Source organism: Sodalis sp. RH22, assembly GCF_047324165.1.
In the GTDB taxonomy this organism is placed as follows: Bacteria; Pseudomonadota; Gammaproteobacteria; order Enterobacterales; family Enterobacteriaceae; genus Acerihabitans.
The window spans coordinates 1,507,322-1,524,832 of the sequence record NZ_CP178731.1 but is presented as its reverse complement, the minus strand read 5'-3'; the positions used below and the strand labels follow the sequence as shown (position 1 = coordinate 1,524,832).

Annotated in this window: 17 protein-coding genes; 10 read left to right on the top strand and 7 right to left on the bottom strand. The window is 59.3% G+C overall.

The genetic code is table 11. The annotated features are described in order from the left end of the window. Positions 1–173: 173 nt before the first annotated feature. Positions 174–1,709 (top strand): murein biosynthesis integral membrane protein MurJ, encoded by a 1,536-nt coding sequence (gene murJ / locus ACL2XN_RS06915; RefSeq protein ID WP_410015360.1) that lies wholly within the window; start codon positions 174–176, stop codon positions 1,707–1,709. Positions 1,710–1,850: 141 nt separating this feature from the next. Here murJ and argS read toward each other — a convergent pair whose 3' ends face one another. Beyond that, positions 1,851–3,581 (bottom strand): arginine--tRNA ligase, encoded by a 1,731-nt coding sequence (argS, locus tag ACL2XN_RS06910; protein WP_413730538.1) that lies wholly within the window; start codon positions 3,579–3,581, stop codon positions 1,851–1,853. A gap of 661 nt (positions 3,582–4,242) precedes the next feature. Here argS and ACL2XN_RS06905 point away from each other — a divergent pair. Further along, positions 4,243–4,812, top strand: a complete 570-nt coding sequence (locus ACL2XN_RS06905) for a VOC family protein (protein ID WP_413730537.1) — start codon at positions 4,243–4,245, stop codon at positions 4,810–4,812. On the opposite strand, the gene ACL2XN_RS06900 is transcribed toward ACL2XN_RS06905, so the two are convergent. Beyond that, positions 4,809–5,954 (bottom strand): MalY/PatB family protein, encoded by a 1,146-nt coding sequence (locus tag ACL2XN_RS06900; protein WP_413730536.1) that lies wholly within the window; start codon positions 5,952–5,954, stop codon positions 4,809–4,811. The genes ACL2XN_RS06905 and ACL2XN_RS06900 overlap by 4 nt on opposite strands. Before the next feature lie 97 nt (positions 5,955–6,051). Between ACL2XN_RS06900 and cutC the strand changes: the two genes are divergently transcribed. Next, positions 6,052–6,810, top strand: a complete 759-nt coding sequence (gene cutC / locus ACL2XN_RS06895; protein ID WP_413730535.1) for a copper homeostasis protein CutC — start codon at positions 6,052–6,054, stop codon at positions 6,808–6,810. A 102-nt stretch (positions 6,811–6,912) separates the two neighbouring features. On the opposite strand, the gene cmoB is transcribed toward cutC, so the two are convergent. The 4 genes from cmoB to ACL2XN_RS06875 form a co-directional block, all read right to left on the bottom strand. Further along, complete coding sequence (cmoB, locus tag ACL2XN_RS06890) at positions 6,913–7,884, bottom strand: tRNA 5-methoxyuridine(34)/uridine 5-oxyacetic acid(34) synthase CmoB (protein ID WP_410015355.1); 972 nt, start codon at positions 7,882–7,884, stop codon at positions 6,913–6,915. After that, positions 7,881–8,624, bottom strand: a complete 744-nt coding sequence (cmoA, locus tag ACL2XN_RS06885) for a carboxy-S-adenosyl-L-methionine synthase CmoA (RefSeq protein WP_410015354.1) — start codon at positions 8,622–8,624, stop codon at positions 7,881–7,883. The genes cmoB and cmoA overlap by 4 nt, the downstream gene beginning before the upstream one ends. A gap of 89 nt (positions 8,625–8,713) precedes the next feature. Further along, on the bottom strand, positions 8,714–9,109 hold the full coding sequence (locus ACL2XN_RS06880; RefSeq protein WP_410015353.1) for an MAPEG family protein: 396 nt from the start codon (positions 9,107–9,109) through the stop codon (positions 8,714–8,716). Positions 9,110–9,209: 100 nt separating this feature from the next. Continuing rightward, positions 9,210–10,025 (bottom strand): DUF72 domain-containing protein, encoded by an 816-nt coding sequence (locus ACL2XN_RS06875; protein ID WP_413730534.1) that lies wholly within the window; start codon positions 10,023–10,025, stop codon positions 9,210–9,212. A 262-nt stretch (positions 10,026–10,287) separates the two neighbouring features. Here ACL2XN_RS06875 and ACL2XN_RS06870 point away from each other — a divergent pair, with 262 nt between their 5' ends. Continuing rightward, positions 10,288–10,584 (top strand): hypothetical protein, encoded by a 297-nt coding sequence (locus tag ACL2XN_RS06870; protein WP_413730533.1) that lies wholly within the window; start codon positions 10,288–10,290, stop codon positions 10,582–10,584. A 440-nt stretch (positions 10,585–11,024) separates the two neighbouring features. Here the strand turns inward: ACL2XN_RS06870 and ACL2XN_RS06865 are convergent, their stop codons facing one another. Continuing rightward, positions 11,025–11,591: a hydrolase gene (locus ACL2XN_RS06865; RefSeq protein ID WP_413722640.1), complete on the bottom strand. Its 567-nt coding sequence runs from the start codon at positions 11,589–11,591 to the stop codon at positions 11,025–11,027. 330 nt (positions 11,592–11,921) lie between these two features. Here ACL2XN_RS06865 and aspS point away from each other — a divergent pair, with 330 nt between their 5' ends. The 6 genes from aspS (at position 11,922) to ruvB (ending at position 17,222) form a co-directional block, all read left to right on the top strand. Further along, positions 11,922–13,712 carry an aspartate--tRNA ligase gene (aspS, locus tag ACL2XN_RS06860; RefSeq protein ID WP_413730532.1) on the top strand — a complete coding sequence of 597 codons (1,791 nt, stop codon included), beginning with the start codon at positions 11,922–11,924 and terminating at the stop codon, positions 13,710–13,712. Further along, complete coding sequence (gene nudB / locus ACL2XN_RS06855) at positions 13,712–14,155, top strand: dihydroneopterin triphosphate diphosphatase (protein ID WP_410015349.1); 444 nt, start codon at positions 13,712–13,714, stop codon at positions 14,153–14,155. Before aspS ends, nudB begins: the two co-directional genes overlap by 1 nt. A 23-nt stretch (positions 14,156–14,178) precedes the next feature. Beyond that, on the top strand, positions 14,179–14,922 hold the full coding sequence (locus tag ACL2XN_RS06850) for a YebC/PmpR family DNA-binding transcriptional regulator (protein ID WP_410015348.1): 744 nt from the start codon (positions 14,179–14,181) through the stop codon (positions 14,920–14,922). A 40-nt stretch (positions 14,923–14,962) separates the two neighbouring features. After that, positions 14,963–15,484 (top strand): crossover junction endodeoxyribonuclease RuvC, encoded by a 522-nt coding sequence (gene ruvC / locus ACL2XN_RS06845; RefSeq protein ID WP_410015347.1) that lies wholly within the window; start codon positions 14,963–14,965, stop codon positions 15,482–15,484. 101 nt (positions 15,485–15,585) lie between these two features. Continuing rightward, positions 15,586–16,206, top strand: a complete 621-nt coding sequence (gene ruvA / locus ACL2XN_RS06840; RefSeq protein ID WP_410015346.1) for a Holliday junction branch migration protein RuvA — start codon at positions 15,586–15,588, stop codon at positions 16,204–16,206. 8 nt (positions 16,207–16,214) lie between these two features. After that, a complete protein-coding gene (gene ruvB / locus ACL2XN_RS06835; protein ID WP_410015345.1) occupies positions 16,215–17,222 on the top strand; it encodes a Holliday junction branch migration DNA helicase RuvB in 1,008 nt (335 codons plus the stop codon). The last annotated feature ends 289 nt before the right edge of the window (positions 17,223–17,511 follow it).

Here is a 17,511-nt window from a genome sequence, read left to right as displayed (position 1 = left end):
GCCGGCCCGGGGTTCCGGGTTGTCGCGGGCGGACTTACGCCGCGTAACAACTCGCAGTAGCGATTTCCTGAAGTCAGGGTAGACTAGGCGCACTTATAAAAGGATCAGGGTGCCGGCGGGGGCGACGTTGTTCCCTTCACTCCGGCATCCGGACGCTGTAGAAAAATAACTCCATGAATTTATTGAAATCACTGGCTGCTGTCAGTTCCATGACCATGTTCTCGCGGGTGCTGGGTTTTGCCCGCGATGCGATCGTCGCCCGCATTTTCGGCGCCGGTATGGCGACGGATGCGTTTTTTGTCGCCTTTAAGCTGCCCAACCTGCTGCGGCGTATTTTCGCCGAGGGGGCCTTTTCCCAGGCGTTCGTGCCGATACTGGCGGAATATAAAACCCAGCAGGGCGAGGAAGCCACCCGTACCTTTATTGCTTATATCGCCGGCCTGCTGACCCTGGCGCTGGCCTTGGTGACGCTGGCCGGCATGCTGGCCGCACCCTGGGTTATCATGGTCACCGCGCCGGGATTCACCGATTCGCCGGATAAATTTATCCTGACCTCGTCCCTGCTGCGCATTACCTTCCCTTATATCCTGCTGATTTCACTGGCGTCGCTGGTGGGCGCCATCCTCAATACCTGGAACCGTTTCTCGGTGCCGGCATTTGCCCCGACGCTGCTTAACGTCAGCATGATCGGTTTTGCGCTCTTCGCCGCTCCGCACTTCCATCCGCCGGTGCTGGCCCTGGCCTGGGCGGTGGTGGTGGGCGGTGTGCTGCAGCTCGGCTATCAATTGCCGCACCTGAAAAAAATCGGCATGCTGGTGATGCCGCGCATCCAGTTTAAGGATGCGGGGGTCTGGCGGGTGCTGCGCCTGATGGGGCCGGCGATCCTCGGGGTATCCGTTAGCCAGATTTCACTGATTATCAATACTATTTTCGCTTCCTTCCTGGTCTCCGGCTCGGTCTCCTGGATGTATTACGCCGATCGGCTGATGGAATTCCCATCCGGCGTGCTGGGCGTGGCGCTGGGAACCATTTTGCTGCCTTCGCTGGCGCGCAGTTTTTCCAGCGGCAACCATGACGAATATTCCCGCCTGATGGACTGGGGGCTGCGGCTGTGTTTTGTGCTGGCGCTGCCCAGCGCCGTGGCGCTCGGGATCCTGGCGAAAGCGCTTACCGTATCGTTGTTCCAGTACGGACGCTTCTCGGCTTTCGACGCCGCCATGACGCAACGGGCGCTGATGGCGTACGCGGTGGGGCTTATCGGCCTTATCATGGTGAAGGTACTGGCGCCGGGGTTTTATTCGCGCCAGGATATCAAGACGCCGGTCAAGGTGGCGATCGTGACGTTAATCATGACGCAGCTGATGAACCTGGTGTTTATCGGCCCGCTCAAGCATGCCGGGCTGTCGCTGTCCATCGGCCTGGCCGCCTGCCTGAACGCCGGTTTGCTGTACTGGCAATTGCGCAAGAAAGACATGTTCCAGCCCCAGCCGGGCTGGTTGCCGTTTCTGGTGCGCCTGATCATCGCGGTGGTGGTGATGGCGGCAGCGCTGCTGGGCATGCTGTGGGTGATGCCCGACTGGGCGCAGGGTACGATGCTGGCCAGGCTGCTGCGTCTGGCGCTGGTGGTGGCGGTGGGCGTGGTGGCGTATTTCGCCACCCTGGCGGCGCTGGGGTTTCGTATCAGGGACTTTGCCCGCTCGGTCAGCTAACTCCAGCTTGCGCTGAGATCCTGGGTGTTTAACGCTGTTCACAGGGGCGTGGCTCACATCCCTGTGAGCCACGCCAAGCACGTCGGCGGCGACGTCGCGATTGCCGATGATGCCCGCCGCGCGGCGTGGGTTCGCCCGCGGCTACATCCGCTCGACGGTCTGGATGCCCAGCATCTCCAAGCCCTGCTTCAGGGTGCGTGACGTCAGCAGCGCCAGCTTCAGGCGGCTATGCATAACGCCGCCATTATCGGCGTTCAGGATTGGGCAATGCTCGTAGAAACTGGAGAACAATCCGGCCAGATCGTAAAGATAGGTGCACATGACATGAGGCGTGCCGTCGCGGGCCAAGACGGTGATGGCTTCCTCGAACTGCAGCAGGCGCGCCGCCAGCAGCGTTTCCTCTTCTTGCTCCAGCCTGACCGGCGACGTCAGCTGGCTTTCATCCAGTCCGCTGCGTTTGAATACCGACGCCACCCGCGTATAGGCATATTGCATATAGGGCGCGGTGTTGCCCTCGAAGGCCAGCATATTGTCCCAGTCGAAGATATAGTCGGTCGTGCGGCTCTTTGACAAATCGGCGTATTTTACCGCGCCAATGCCCACCACCCGCGCCAGGGTTTCCAGCTCGTCCGGCGACATGGCCGGATTTTTTTCGGCAATCAGCCGGCGGGCGCGTTCCAGCGCTTCATCCAGTAAATCGGCAAGCTTAATGGTGCCGCCGGCGCGGGTCTTAAACGGTTTGCCGTCCTTGCCGAGCATCATGCCGAACATATGGTGTTCCAACGGAACCGACGGGGGCACATAACCGGCTTTGCGCACGATGGCCCAGGCCTGCATCAAATGCTGGTGCTGGCGGGAATCGATATAATACAGCACCCGGTCGGCCTTCAGCGTTTCGTAACGGTATTTGGCGCAGGCGATATCGGTGGTGGTATAGAGGTAGGCGCCGTCCTTCTTCTGGATGATGACACCCATCGGCTCGCCTTCCTTGGTCCTGAACTCTTCCAGATAGACCACGGTGGCGCCGTCGCTTTCCACCGCCAGCCCCTTGGCTTTCAGGTCGGCGACAATGCCCGGCAGCATGTCGTTATACAGGCTCTCGCCCATGACGTCCTTGCGGGTAAGGGTCACGTTCAGGCGATCGTAGACCTGCTGGTTTTGCGCCATGGTGATATCCACCAGCTTGCGCCACATTTGCCGGCAGTATTCATCGCCGCCCTGCAGTTTGACCACGTAACCGCGGGCGCGCTCGGCGAAATCGGCGTCTTCGTCATAGGTTTTTTTCGCCGCGCGGTAAAATTCTTCCAGGCTGGATAACTGCATCTCCGGCTCGCCGCGCGACTGTATCCTTTCCAGATAGGCTATCAACATGCCGAACTGGGTACCCCAGTCGCCCACGTGATTGGCGCGGATCACCCTATGGCCGAGAAACTCCAGCGTGCGCACCGCCGCATCGCCGATAATGGTGGAACGCAGATGGCCGACATGCATTTCCTTGGCCACGTTCGGCGCGGAGTAATCCACCACGATGGTTTGGGGTTGCACGGGGGTAATATTAAGCCGCGGGGAATCCAGCGCGGCCTCGACCTGGCGCGCGAGCCATTCCCGGTCCAGGAAAATATTGATAAAGCCGGGGCCCGCGATGTCGATTTTCGCCGCAATGCCGCCAAGATCCAGCAGCGAAACTACCTTTTCCGCCAGCTGGCGCGGCGGCATGCCGAGGGCTTTGGCGACCGACATCACGCCGTTGGCTTGATAATCGCCGAACTGCGCCTTGGCGGACTGGCGCACCTGCGCTTCGCTTGCCGCGGGCGCGCCGGCCGCCGTCAACGCCTGACTGACTTTGTCTGAAAGAAGAGCCTGAATATTCACCGTATTACCTTTCTTACTAACGCTGGACGCGGGGGGAACGCCTCCCCGTGTTTCCGGCTACCTGATAAGCCGACCGCGCGCCGCGGCGGGGGGCTAACCGCCGGGCGCGTGTCGAAAAGTAAAAGAAACACCGCTTATACCATAAACGGCGCGTCGCGTCAGTATGACCGGCCTGGTCGATGTCAAGTTAACGTGGGGCGGGGGCGGGATAGAAGGTCAGAAACAAGGCGATTCACCCCGCGGTGGGGCGAGCGGGGGCTAACGATTGCGCGATTTTCTGGATGCGCCTAGCTGATTGCGATTCCGGGTGCGTAAATGTTGAAGTATTGAAAATACCGCAATAACAACAAGTATTATGCACAATGTTAATAACATCATAATTATATACTCAGAATAATACCGATCTCGAAAATAACGTAATTACCTGGCGTATACAATCCATCGAAAGCGCTTTAAGATAATACTGAGCATTTAAAGTTCATTGCTAATAAATGACATCAGCGGCGCTTACGCATGCCGTCAAGCGGGTAAGTTAATATAAAAAGTGTTTTTGGTAAACATCATTAAAGAAACATTAAGTTATGTATCAAAATAAGATATTTCTTAGCTCGCGTTATTTTGGTGCGTTAATTTTAAACCTACTTTAATTAAGGGAATGAGGATGCATTGGACCGCCGTGCCGCAATTAGCGGATCTCGTCACTGATTTGGCCTATTTTGAACAGCGGCTGTCGGCGCTGGCCGCGCGCCTTCATCTGGAATTGGCCGATCATCATGTCGATCATATCGCGCTGCGCTGCCATGAGGACGCCACGGCGCAGCGCTGGTTCGACGGCTGGCGGCAGTGCGGCCAGTGCCTGAAAAAAAACGACGTCAATGGTCGTGCCATCGCGCTGCTGGCGCTGCCGTCGCCCCTCGCCGTCGGGCCGCTGCGCATCGGCTGCGTGGAACTGCCCTGGCCGGGGCCGCGCCGTTATCCCCATGAAGGCTGGGAGCATATCGAAATTGTCCTGCCCGGACCGCCGGAAACGCTGGCGCGGCGGGCGCTGGCGCTGCTGGCCGATTCCGCCCTGGGGGCGCCCGACATCAGCCTGAAACACAGCGCGCCGGCGGGGGCGGGAGAACGGTTGCCCAATCCCACGCTGGCGGTCACCGATGGGCAGGTCACGATTAAGTTCCACCCCTACAGCCTGCGCGCCATCGTGAGCGATGAGGCGGACGGGCGCCGTTAGCCAAGCGCCTGCACCGCCCGTGCCATGCGTTCCACGGCCTGCACCAGCAGAGCGCGGGGGCAGCCGAAATTCAGCCGGACAAACCGGGGATCGCCAAAATCCGCGCCGGGGGAAAGACCGACGCCCGCCTGCTCGAAAAACCGCTGGAGATTGTCTACCCCAAGCCGGCCGGCATCGATCCAGGCCAGATAGGTGGCTTCCGGCGCCGCCATGCTTAACCCCGGCAGGGTATTGATGCGCGCGGCCAGCCAATCGCGGTTACCGCGCAGGTAATCGAGCTGTTCCTCCAGCCAGGGTTGGCCGTCGCGCCAGGCGGCGGTGGCGGCGACATATGCCAGCACATCCACATTCGGCACAATGCCGCTGCGCTGGGCGATAAATTTCATACGCAGCCGCGCATTGGGGATAATGGCCAGCGAGGCGCCGAGGCCGGCGATATTAAACGACTTGGATGGCGACATCAGGGTGATGGAGCGCTGTTCGGCATCCTCGCCGAGCGATCCGAACGGGATATGCGCCACGCCCGGTTCCAACAGCAGATCGCAGTGAATCTCGTCGGAACACACCAGGAGATCGTGGCGCTGCGCAAACGCCAGGTGCTGCGCCAGCTCCTCGCGCCGGTAGACGGTGCCGCCCGGATTATGCGGATTGCATAACATCAGCAATTGCTCCCATCCATCCATCTCCGGTTCGATCGCCGCCAGATCCACCCGCCAGCGTTCCTCCGCCAGGACCATAGGCGCCAGGCGCTGTCCCCGTTCCGCGCCGCGCGCCGCCGCGCGGAACGGCGGATATATCGGCGCGGGAATCACCACGCTGCTATCCGCCTGCGTCAGCGCGCGTACCGCCAGGTTAAGGCCGCTTACCAATCCCGGCAAAAAAACCAACCATTCGGGTTTGACGCGCCATTGATAACGCGTGAGCATGCGCTCGACAAACAGCGCGGCAAGCTCCGCGGGAGGTGCGCCGTAACCAAAGACGCCGTGCTCGACGCGCGCGTGCAATGCTTCGATAATACAAGGTGGCGAACGAAAGTCGGTGTCCGCTACCCACAGGGGGATCACGTCCCGATCGCGATACTTTTGCCATTTATAACTGTCGCTGTGACGTCGGTCGATACTTTCGTCAAAGTTGAATGCCATAGTTATTTCCTTGGGTGATAAATAAGAAATTATCGCGACTGCCATAGGCCCGTGTTTTAAATGCCTGTTATCCTGGGGCGTCTATAAGGAGTATACAATGCCTAAACTGGAAGTCTGCTGCTATAGCCTTGAATGCGCAATAACGGCGGAGCAAGCGGGAGCGGACAGAATCGAGCTGTGCTCGGCCCCGAAAGAAGGGGGGCTGACGCCGTCGCACGGCACGCTCCGGCTGGCGAGGGAGCGGCTGGCGCTGCCCGTTCATCCCATGGTGAGGCCGCGGGGCGGGGATTTTTGCTACAGCGAAATTGAGTTTGACAGCATGCTTAACGATTTAGCGGCCATACGCGCCATGGGATTTCCCGGCGTGGTGGTCGGCGTGCTGGACGAGGAGGGGCATATTGATTTGCCGCGCATGCGGCGCATCATGGCGCAATGTACCGGCGTGGCGGTGACCTTTCACCGCGCTTTCGATATGTGTATCAACCCCTACCAGGCCCTGCAGCAGTTAACCGATCTCGGGGTGACGCGTATCCTGACCTCCGGCCAGCAGCAGAGCGCCGAAACAGGTTTAGCATTATTAAGGGAACTGAACGCCCAAAGCCGTGGTCCAATCATTATGGCAGGCGCTGGCGTGCGATTGACCAATTTGCATAAGTTCCAGCAAATCGGCATCCGTGAACTGCACAGTTCCGCAAGACAGGTGGTTGCTTCCGGGATGCGTTACCGCAAAGCGGGTGTAAGCATGAGCGTCGACAATGAAACGGATGAATTTACCCGCTATTGCGTCGACGGCGATATGGTGGCGGCGATGAAGCATGCGCTGTCAACACCTTCATCCGCGCACCGGCCGGCCTGACCGCTGATTTTGCCGCGCACACGAACTAACCCACGTGATGCTTGCAAGTACCAAGCCCCGGACTCTTTCTTGGGGCTTTTTTTTATCCGCGGCGCGGCAACGTCAGGGCTTGCGGGCAATCACCACGGCGCGCAGCGGGGCGGGGTAGCCTTCGACCGTCAGCCTGGGGTCGTCGGGATGCAGGAAATCGGCCAGCGATTCGCTGGTCATCCAGGCGGTGCGCCGCTGTTCGTTGGTGGTGGTCAGCGACATATCCGCCAGCCGTACCTGTTCAAAGCCGCATTTTTCCAGCCATAACATCAGCGCGCCGGGGGAAGGAATAAAAAAGACGTTGCGCATCTGGGCGTAACGTTCCCCCGGCACCAGCACCTGCCTGTCGTCGCCTTCAACCACCAGGGTTTCCAATACCAGCTCGCCGCCGCTGACCAATTGGTTCTTAAGCTGCAGCAGATGATCCAGCGGCGAGCGCCGGTGGTACAGCACCCCCATGGAAAATACCGTGTCGAAGGCCGCCAGATCGGGTAATTGCTCGATCCCCAGCGGCAGCAGATGGGCGCGCTGATCCCCGCCCAGCAGTTTACGCACCGCCTCGAACTGGCAGAGGAACAGCTGCATCGGGTCAATGCCCACCGCCAGCTGCGCCCCCGCGCCGACCGCGCGCCACAGGTGATAACCGCTGCCGCAGCCCACATCCAGGATAACGCGTCCGGCCAGCGGGCTGATATGCGGCGCGACCCGTTCCCATTTCCAGTCCGAACGCCATTCGGTATCGATCTCGATATCGTAAAGGGAAAAGGGACCTTTACGCCAGGGCATCAACTGGCGCAATAAGGACTCGACGCCCTCTTTTTGCCCCGGGGGCAGCGGCGCTTCGCCCTGCGCCGTCACGCCGCGCAGCAGGTCCAGGCGCCGGGGCGTCAGCAGGGGCAGGCGCTCGACGGCGTTAAACCACTGGCGGAACTTGCCGTGCAGCGCGTCATGCTGCCAGGCGCTCAGCTGCGCGGGCAGGGTATTCAGCCAATGGCTCAGCGGGCCTTTGGCAATCAGCTGATAAAAATCACCAAAATCCGTCACGCCGCGTTCTCCGGTTTCACGGCGATCAAAGAACCGAAATTAAAGCACTGGAACCAGACCTCGGCATGGCCGAAACCGGCCTGGCGCAGCCTTTCCTTATGGGTTTCCACCGTGTCGGTGAGCATGACGTTTTCCAGCATGCTGCGCTTTTGACTGATTTCCAGTTCGCTGTAGCCGTTGGCCCGCTTAAAGTCATGATGCATGTTGAACAGCAGTTCGCCGATGCCCGCGTCGGTAAAACTTAACTTTTCGGACAGCACCACGGCGCCGCCGGGGTTAAGCCCGGCAAACACGTGGTCGAGCACCCGTTGGCGATCCGCCGGCTCAAGGAATTGCAGCGTGAAGTTCAGCACCACCAGCGACGCGTTGGTAATCGGCACGTCGCGGATATCGGCTTCGATAACCGTGACCGCCGTCGCGGCGCGAAACGACTCGATATGCCGGCGGCAGCGCTCCACCATGGCGGCGGAATTATCCACGGCGATAATACGGCAATCGTCGGCGGTGATATTGCGGCGCATGGACAGGGTGGCGGCGCCCAGCGCGCAGCCGAGGTCATACACCTGCGACCCGGGGGTGGCGAATCGTCCGGCCAGCATGCCGATCATGGCAATAATGTTGGAGTAGCCGGGGACCGAGCGCTGGATCATATCCGGGAAAACCTCGGCTACCCGCTCGTCAAAGGTCCAGTCGCCCAATTTGGCAATGGGCGCGCAGAAAAGATTATCGTGGTTTGTCATCGGAATATCGGGGTTGTTCAGGGTAAGCCGTTATTCTAACAGATTAGCGGCACAAAGCATGCGTCTGCGCGCCCTATGCCGCCGGCGGTTTAACGCCAACTGAAAACCAGCTCCCAGGGCAGATACCAGAGGTTGAGCAACACCATCATGATAAGCGACGCATAAGTGGCGCTCATGCCGGTGCGGCGCCAGCTGAATTCCCGCTGGCGCAGGCCCAGAGAGTGCATGATTCTGCCTGCCATCAGCATCAGCCCGCACAGATGCAGGGTCCAGTTCGGCGTACCGTTCATTTCCATGATCACCAGCAGCACCAGACCGATGGGGATATATTCCACCGCATTGCCGTGCACGCGGATCGCCGTCTGCAGTTCATAAAATCCACCGTCGCCGTAGGCCACGCGATATAACGTTCGCAGTTTAACGACATCCAATGATAATTTAATCAATAACATGGCGCCGAAAACCACGTAAAGCGCACTCACCATCTCTAACTCCATTTCCCAGAAAACGAGCAGCGGGCAAATAATATCCCGCCCGTGCAGCGCTGTCGTTAAAATCCTGCTTAAAATAACGGTTTTGCCAAGGTTAAAACAACGCGTCCTGCTGCGGCCAGGGAGGGATCGGCCCGAGTCCGCCGATCCTGGCCGCCAGGGACGGCCACACTTGTTGGGCCAGGCGCGGCGCGTGGCCGATGTCCGGCGTATGGATAAACAGAAAAGGGGTGCGGCTTTGCGACCATAACGCCAGTTTATCCAGCCAGGGTTGAAACAACCGCGCGCTGTCGTCGATATCGTCGTTGCCGATAAACCGCACCAGCGGCCGATCGCCGGTCAGCACGGCATGTACCGGCACCTTGGGCTTTTGCCGCCGCGCCGCCAGCATTGCGGGCGAGGTGCCGGCGCCCTGATGCACCGGGCGGCTGTCGAGGATCACCCGGCTGACGCCGCGCTGTTGCAATCCCCGGTTAAGGCGCCGCTCGTCGTCGCCCTTGGCGAAAAACAGCGGGTGGCGCACTTCCACGCCATAGCTGAACGCGTCGGACAAGGCATCGAGAAATGCCCACAGGTCGCCGAGTTGCGCCGGGCCGAAGGCGGCAGGCAACTGCAGCCAATACTGGCCGATGCGCCCGGCCAAGGGATCCAGTACCTGGTAAAATTGCGCCAGCGGCGCGCGGAAATCGCGCAAGCCGCCCTGGTGGCTGATAGCCGCGGGAAACTTGAAGCAAAAGCGAAAACCGTCGGTGGTCATGGCGTGCCAGTCATAAACCCGCGCCGGATCGGGCAGGGCATACAGCGTGGTATTACCCTCGACGCAGTTAAAATAACGGGCATACTCCGCCAGGCCGGTAATGCCGATGGCGTTCCACGCGCTATGTTGCCATTGCGGCAAGCCGATAAACATGAGGGTTAATCATCCTTAGCGTAAGCGGTTGATAAAATATCTTAGCATATTAATAATAACAGATGAATGCTATAGCTGCACGGTGCCCCGTATTTATGCTGCCCGCGCGCCGGGGACGGGCTAATACCGCGCGCAGCGAGGCTGCTATTTTTACCATGGCCGTTAATACAACACTACTGCATAATAAAAATAAACACGACATAATGGATTGTCCGATGAAAATTAAATCTCTTTTTTAAGAAATTTTAAATGCTTTGAATTATTGGAATTGCAACTTGAGGAGCGCCTCAATGTTATTATTGGCGATAACGCCACGGGTAAAACCCGTATTCCCTTCGCCATCGCGTTTGCCATTAACACTTTTTTATCGGCATCAGAAAAGTCACCGGCGCCAGCGCCCTGGCAATACGTACGCTGCGACAGCAGGAAAACAGGAACGTCCGGACGGGGAATCCGTTGCATGACCCACTGCCGTTTAACGTGGCGCCCAGCCATACCCGGCAAGAACATGTTGTCGCTGGGTTTACGGATTATAGAGAAAAATCGAATTTATGGATAATCCTGTCCCGGCCTATTTATTAACCACGGAGAGAAAAAAAGATGATAATGCGACCGCGTAATACCGCGTGTTCACCGCTGGGAAAAGGGAATATATCCCCTATGACAAGCCATCGGCAATTACTGTAGCTATTGCGAGCGCCGCAGCTACGCCTGCGGTATTGATGTGCCACATCTCCGGCACAAAAAAAGCCAATATATAAAAAGGCTACATTTAGAGTCCATTTTTTGCTGGCCTGTAAAAATCGCAACGCGGTAACAGGCGTCAATGTCGTAAGCGGCCAGTTTTCCCCCCCGTCAGCAATACGTTCCCTATTTTCGCCTATCAGGGGGATGGCCCGGCCATCCCCCTGATAGCCTGAAAGATAAACGCTGGAGCGGGCACCGGGCCGTCCTGGCGCCAGCCTGCGCCGGTGTACCGGCGCGGTATCCCCGCACAGGCTAGAAGGCGGCCAGAACGTCGTCGGTGGAGCGCACCCGGCTAATGCGCGGGAAAATGTTTTGCATGCTGCCGTCGTGCTGTTCCTGGTTATGGGCGCTGCAGGCATCCTCCACCAGCACCAGCTCGTAGCCCATTTCCCAGGCATTGCGCGCGGTGGATTCCACGCCGATATTAGTGGCGATGCCCCCCAGCACCACGGTGTCGATGCCGCGCCGGCGCAGCTGCAAATCCAAATCCGTGCCGTAGAATGCGCCCCACTGGCGTTTTTGGATGCGGATATCGCTGTCCTGCACGCCCAACTGTTCGGGGAATTCCCACCAGTCTTCCGGCAGGCTTCTTGCCCCCGTGGGCGCATCCACCGTTTGTTTCGGCGCATCGCCAAAATCCGGCGACCAGCCGACACGCACCAGGAACACCGGCGCGCCGGCGGCGCGAAAGCGCGCGGCCAGGGAGGCGGCTTTCGCCACCACCTGTTCACCGCTGTATGGACCGCCGGCAAACGGCAGGATCCCTTGCTGCAGATCAATCAGTACCAGCGCGGTGCGCGCGGGGTCGAGTTTAAGCATAAAATATCTCCGGTTGATAACAATACCCTCGATCCAGGCCGCAGCCTGTTCATATCGCCACCGCAAGAGGGTATGTTATCCGGGTGGGGGGATGACAGCGCCCAAAGGTGAATTTTTGTTAATAAATATGTTAATGAATAATTATTTAGCCAGCCGGGGCGCGCAGGGTGCTGACGGGCTTATCCTGCGGGTGAATTTCCTTTATAATGGCCGCCTTTCGAACGCCGGCAAAATACCGATGCATCGCCGCCACTTTCGTCATTAATGAATAACAGCCCTGGCCCGCTTTACCGAGCGGGACGGCACGGGCTGAAAATCAAGGATATCGTTATGCGTACTGTATATTGCGGACAGATCACTTTGTCCCATGTAGGCCAGGAAGTGACATTGTGCGGCTGGGTTAACCGCCGCCGGGACCTCGGCGGTCTGATTTTTATCGACATGCGGGATCGCGAGGGGCTGGCGCAGGTTTTTTTCGACCCCGATCGCCAGGAGGCGTTCAGCCGCGCGGCCGAATTGCGCAACGAATTTTGCATCCAGCTGACCGGCATCGTACGGGCGCGTCCCGACAGCCAGATCAATAAAGAGATGGCCACCGGCGCGGTGGAAGTGCTGGCGACGCAGCTTACCATCATCAACCGCTCCGAACCCCTGCCTCTCGATTCAAATCAAACCAATACCGAAGAGCAGCGGCTGAAATATCGCTACCTGGACCTGCGCCGTCCGGAAATGGCGCAGCGCCTGAAAGCGCGCGCGCGTATCACCAGCGTCGTGCGGCGTTTTATGGACGGCGAGGGCTTCCTGGATATCGAAACCCCGATGCTGACCAAGGCCACGCCGGAAGGCGCGCGCGACTACCTGGTGCCCAGCCGGGTGCACAAAGGCAAGTTTTATGCGCTGCCGCAGTCGCCGCAGCTGTTCAAGCAGTTATTGATGATGTCCGGTTTTGATCGCTATTACCAAATCGTGAAATGCTTTCGCGATGAAGATTTGCGCGCCGACCGCCAGCCCGAATTTACCCAGATCGATGTGGAAACCTCCTTCATGAGCGCCGGACAGGTGCGCGAGGTCATGGAGCGTCTGGTGTGCACCCTGTGGCAGGAAATCAAAGGCGTCGATCTGGGCGCGTTCCCGGTGATGACCTATGCCGAGGCGATGCGCCGCTTTGGGTCCGATAAACCCGATCTGCGCAACCCCATGGAAATCGTCGACGTCGCCGACCTGGTGAAAGACCTTGAGTTCAAGGTATTCTCCGGCCCCGCCAACGACAGCAAAGGCCGGGTGGCGGCGCTGCGCGTTCCCGGCGGGGGCCAACTGAGCCGCAAGCAGATCGACGAATACGGCAAGTTTATTGAAATCTACGGTGCCCGCGGCCTGGCCTACATCAAGGTCAATAAGCGCGACCAGGGTCTCGACGGAATACAGAGCCCGGTGGCCAAATTCCTCGACGCCGCCGTGCTTGAATCCCTCCTCGCCCGCACCGGCGCGCAGGACGGCGATATCCTGTTCTTCGGCGCGGATCGTTATAAAATCACCACCGACGCGCTGGGCGCGCTGCGCCTGAAGCTGGGCCGCGACCTGCAACTGACCGACGAGACGCGCTGGGCGCCGCTGTGGGTGATCGATTTCCCGATGTTTGAAGAAGACGACGAAGGCGGCCTGGCGGCCATGCACCATCCCTTTACCGCGCCGCTGGCCATGGATCCCGACGCGCTTGCGGCCGCGCCGCTGGACGCCGTCGCCAACGCCTACGACATGGTGTTGAACGGCTATGAGGTCGGCGGCGGCTCGGTGCGTATCCATCGCAGCGAAATGCAGCAGACGGTGTTCGGCATTCTCGGCATCACCGAGCATGAACAGCGGGAAAAGTTCGGTTTCCTGCTCGATGCGCTGAAATACGGCACGCCGCCCCATGCCGGCCTGGCCTTCGGCCTTGATCGCCTGGTGATGCTGCTGACCGGCACCGACAATATCCGTGACGTTATCGCTTTTCCCAAGACCACCGCGGCCGCCGATCCGATGACCGACGCGCCGAGCTTCGGCAACCCCGCCGCCCTGGCGGAATTGTCTATTGCCGTCATTGGCAAAGGCAAGGAAGCGGCGGAACGCGAGCAGCAATAATGGTCTGGAAACGCCCGGTATCGGTGCTGATCGTTATTTACGCCGGCGACAGCGGCCGGGTATTGATGTTGCAGCGGCGGGATGACCCGCAGTTCTGGCAGTCGGTGACCGGCAGCCTTGAGGACGGTGAATCGCCGGCCGCCGCCGCCAGGCGCGAGGTCAGGGAAGAGACCGGCATCGATATCGACGCCGAGCATCTTGAACTGCGGGACTGCGAGCGTTGTATCGAATTTGAAATTTTCAGTCATTTGCGCCACCGATATGCGCCGGGAGTGACGCGCAATACAGAATATTGGTTCAGTTTAACGTTACCCTCTGAACGGGTACCCGCAATCAGCGAACATCTGGCTTACCGCTGGCTGCCGGCCGCCGAGGCGGCCTTACTGACCAAATCCTGGAGCAATCGGCAGGCGATTGAAGAATTTGTTATTTATCCGGCCTGAGAAGGCTTATTTCGGAGAGAGTTATGGCAGGTCATAGTAAGTGGGCCAACACCAAGCATCGTAAAGCGGCTCAGGACAGTAAACGAGGCAAGATTTTTACCAAAATCATTCGCGAGCTGGTGACCGCCGCGCGCCTGGGCGGCGGCGACGTGGGATCCAACCCGCGCCTGCGCGCCGCGGTGGACAAGGCGCTGGCGAATAATATGACGCGCGACACGCTTAACCGCGCCATCGCGCGCGGCGTCGGCGGCGACGACGATACGCAAATGGAAACCATTGTGTACGAAGGTTACGGCCCCGGCGGTACGGCGGTCATGGTGGAGTGCCTGAGCGACAACCGTAATCGCACCGTGGCCGAGGTCCGCCACGCGTTTACCAAGACCGGCGGCAACCTGGGCACCGACGGGTCGGTCTCCTACCTGTTCACCAAAAAAGGCGTGATTTCCTATGCCCCGGGCCTGACGGAAGATCAGGTGATGGACGCGGCGCTGGAAGCCGGCGCGGAAGATGTGGTGACCTATGACGACGGCGCTATCGATGTCTACACCACGCCGGAAGATTTCGGCCGGGTCAAGGACGCCCTGGAGGCCGCCGGATTACACGCCGATTCTTCCGAGGTGGGGTTAATTCCTTCCACCAAGGCCGATTTGGACGAGGAAACCGCGCCCAAGCTGCTCAGGCTGATTGACCTGCTGGAAGACTCCGACGACGTCCAGGAAGTCTACCATAACGGCGAAATCTCCGATGAGGTGGCGGCGACGCTGTGACGGACTTCCGGTGTGACGGCAGCCTGGGCGGTGCCCGGATATGACGATTATCCTCGGTATCGACCCGGGTTCCCGCATCACCGGTTACGGCATTTTACGCCAGCAGGGACGGGTGCTCACCTATCTTGGCAGCGGGTGTATCCGCACCAAGGTGGATGACCTGCCCACCCGGCTAAAGCTCATTTATGCCGGCGTCAGCGAAATCATCACCCAGTTCCAGCCGGATTTTTTCGCCATCGAGCAGGTGTTTATGGCGAAAAACGCCGACTCGGCGCTTAAGCTCGGCCAGGCGCGCGGCGTCGCCATCGTGGCGGCGATGAACCATGAGCTGCCGGTGTTTGAATACGCCGCGCGCCAGGTGAAACAAACGGTGGTCGGCACCGGCTCGGCGGACAAAAGCCAGGTACAGCATATGGTGCGCGTACTGCTCAAACTATCCGCCAGCCCCCAGGCGGATGCCGCCGACGCCCTGGCGATTGCCATTACTCACTGCCATGTCAACCAGAACGCGCTGCGCCTAGGCAACAGCCGCCTTAATCTTTCCCGGGGCCGCCTGGGGTAAAGACGCCCCCGGCCCGAACCGGCTGGATATTCATCCAGCCTTTATTATGTTATAAACATGCCATCGCCATATGACAAATAAGCCCTGAAAGGAAGGTTACTGTGATCGGACGTCTTAGAGGCATCATTCTGGAAAAACAACCACCGCTGGTGCTGCTTGAGATCCACGGCGTGGGTTATGAAATCCATATGCCCATGACCTGTTTTTATGCGCTGCCCGAAACCGGCGTGGAAGCGATCATTTATACGCATTTTATCGTGCGGGAAGATGCCCAACTGCTGTTTGGCTTCACCAACAAACAGGAACGCGCGTTGTTTCGCGAGCTGATCAAAGTGAACGGCGTCGGCCCCAAGCTGGCGCTGGCCATCCTTTCCGGCATGTCGGCCCAGCAGTTCGTCAACACCGTTGAACGGCAGGAAATCAACGCGCTGGTCAAATTACCCGGCGTCGGCACCAAAACCGCCGAACGGCTGGTGGTGGAAATGAAAGATCGCTTCAAGGGCATGAACGGCGAACTGTTTGCCCTGGGCGGCGGCAGCGATATGCCGCTTACCGCGCCGGCCAGCGGCAAGCCGGATACCGATCCGGAAGCGGAAGCGGTTGCGGCATTGGTATCCCTGGGTTATAAGCCTCAGGAGGCCAGCCGCATGGTCAGTAAAGTGGCCCGGCCGGATGCCGATTGCGAATCGATGATCCGCGACGCCCTGCGCGCCGCGCTGTGAGGTAGAGGATGATTGAAGCAGACCGTTTGATTTCCGCCGGCGTGGTGATAGAAGAAGAGATTATCGACCGGGCCATCCGGCCGAAAACCCTGGAAGATTATATCGGGCAGCCCCACGTGCGCGAACAGATGGAAATCTTTATCCAGGCGGCCAAAATGCGCGGCGACGCGCTCGATCATCTGCTGATTTTCGGCCCGCCGGGGCTGGGGAAGACCACCCTGGCGCATATCGTCGCCAACGAGATGGGCGTTAACCTGCGCACTACCTCCGGCCCGGTACTGGAAAAACCGGGCGACCTGGCGGCCATGCTCACCAATCTTGAGCCGCATGATGTCCTGTTTATCGATGAGATCCATCGCCTGTCGCCGGTGGTGGAAGAGGTACTCTACCCGGCGATGGAAGATTACCAGCTGGATATCATGATAGGCGACGGGCCTGCCGCCCGATCGATTAAAATCGAGCTGCCGCCCTTTACCCTGGTGGGCGCCACCACCCGCGCCGGTTCCCTCACATCCCCGCTGCGCGATCGCTTCGGCATTGTCCAGCGTCTGGAATTTTACCAGGTGGCGGATTTGCAGCATATCGTCAAACGCAGCGCCCAATGCCTGGAGCTTAGTATCACGGAGGCCGGGTCCCATGAAATTGCCAAACGCGCCCGCGGCACACCCCGTATCGCCAATCGCCTGCTGCGCCGGGTAAGGGATTTTGCCGAGGTTCGCGCCGAGGGCAATATTACCGATGATGTGGCGGTCAACGCCCTGAATTTGCTCAATGTCGATACCGAAGGTTTCGATTTTATGGACCGTAAGCTGCTGCTGGCGATTATTGATAAGTTTATCGGCGGCCCGGTGGGGCTGGATAACCTGGCGGCGGCTATCGGCGAGGAGCGGGAAACCATCGAGGATGTGATCGAGCCGTTTTTGATCCAGCAGGGGTTTATCCAGCGCACGCCGCGGGGGAGAATTGCGACGGCGTTTGCGTATAAGCATTTTGGCATAGTGCGCGGGGAGCTTTAGAGAGGCATTAATCGCCGACGGTACAAGCGGCGTTGCTTTGCTTGTTGTGTGGGTCGGCGCCTTTTGAACGCTGAGTAAGTTTCGCTTCCGGTGTGGGGCACATGTTTTTAATGACGGCTGGGTGAGTTTCTCTTGCCGTGTGGGGCACATGCTTTTTCGACAGTGAGGAAAGTTTCGCTTGCCACAGGTCGCGGTGTTATATATTGCCCCGTGCGGGCAATCGACGATGGGCCGGCAGTCGCCCCGGCCCCCTCGACCCCCGGGCTACCGGCATATCGCGCGCCGCTGC

Coding starts and splice junctions, on each gene's coding strand:
- murJ (WP_410015360.1), top strand. CDS start 174: ATGAATTTATTGAAATCACTGGCTGCTGTCAGTTCCATGACCATGTTC.
- ACL2XN_RS06905 (WP_413730537.1), top strand. CDS start 4,243: ATGCATTGGACCGCCGTGCCGCAATTAGCGGATCTCGTCACTGATTTG.
- ACL2XN_RS06900 (WP_413730536.1), bottom strand. CDS start 5,954: ATGGCATTCAACTTTGACGAAAGTATCGACCGACGTCACAGCGACAGT.
- cutC (WP_413730535.1), top strand. CDS start 6,052: ATGCCTAAACTGGAAGTCTGCTGCTATAGCCTTGAATGCGCAATAACG.
- cmoA (WP_410015354.1), bottom strand. CDS start 8,624: ATGACAAACCACGATAATCTTTTCTGCGCGCCCATTGCCAAATTGGGC.
- ACL2XN_RS06880 (WP_410015353.1), bottom strand. CDS start 9,109: ATGGTGAGTGCGCTTTACGTGGTTTTCGGCGCCATGTTATTGATTAAA.
- ACL2XN_RS06875 (WP_413730534.1), bottom strand. CDS start 10,025: ATGTTTATCGGCTTGCCGCAATGGCAACATAGCGCGTGGAACGCCATC.
- ACL2XN_RS06865 (WP_413722640.1), bottom strand. CDS start 11,591: ATGCTTAAACTCGACCCCGCGCGCACCGCGCTGGTACTGATTGATCTG.
- aspS (WP_413730532.1), top strand. CDS start 11,922: ATGCGTACTGTATATTGCGGACAGATCACTTTGTCCCATGTAGGCCAG.
- nudB (WP_410015349.1), top strand. CDS start 13,712: ATGGTCTGGAAACGCCCGGTATCGGTGCTGATCGTTATTTACGCCGGC.
- ACL2XN_RS06850 (WP_410015348.1), top strand. CDS start 14,179: ATGGCAGGTCATAGTAAGTGGGCCAACACCAAGCATCGTAAAGCGGCT.
- ruvC (WP_410015347.1), top strand. CDS start 14,963: ATGACGATTATCCTCGGTATCGACCCGGGTTCCCGCATCACCGGTTAC.
- ruvB (WP_410015345.1), top strand. CDS start 16,215: ATGATTGAAGCAGACCGTTTGATTTCCGCCGGCGTGGTGATAGAAGAA.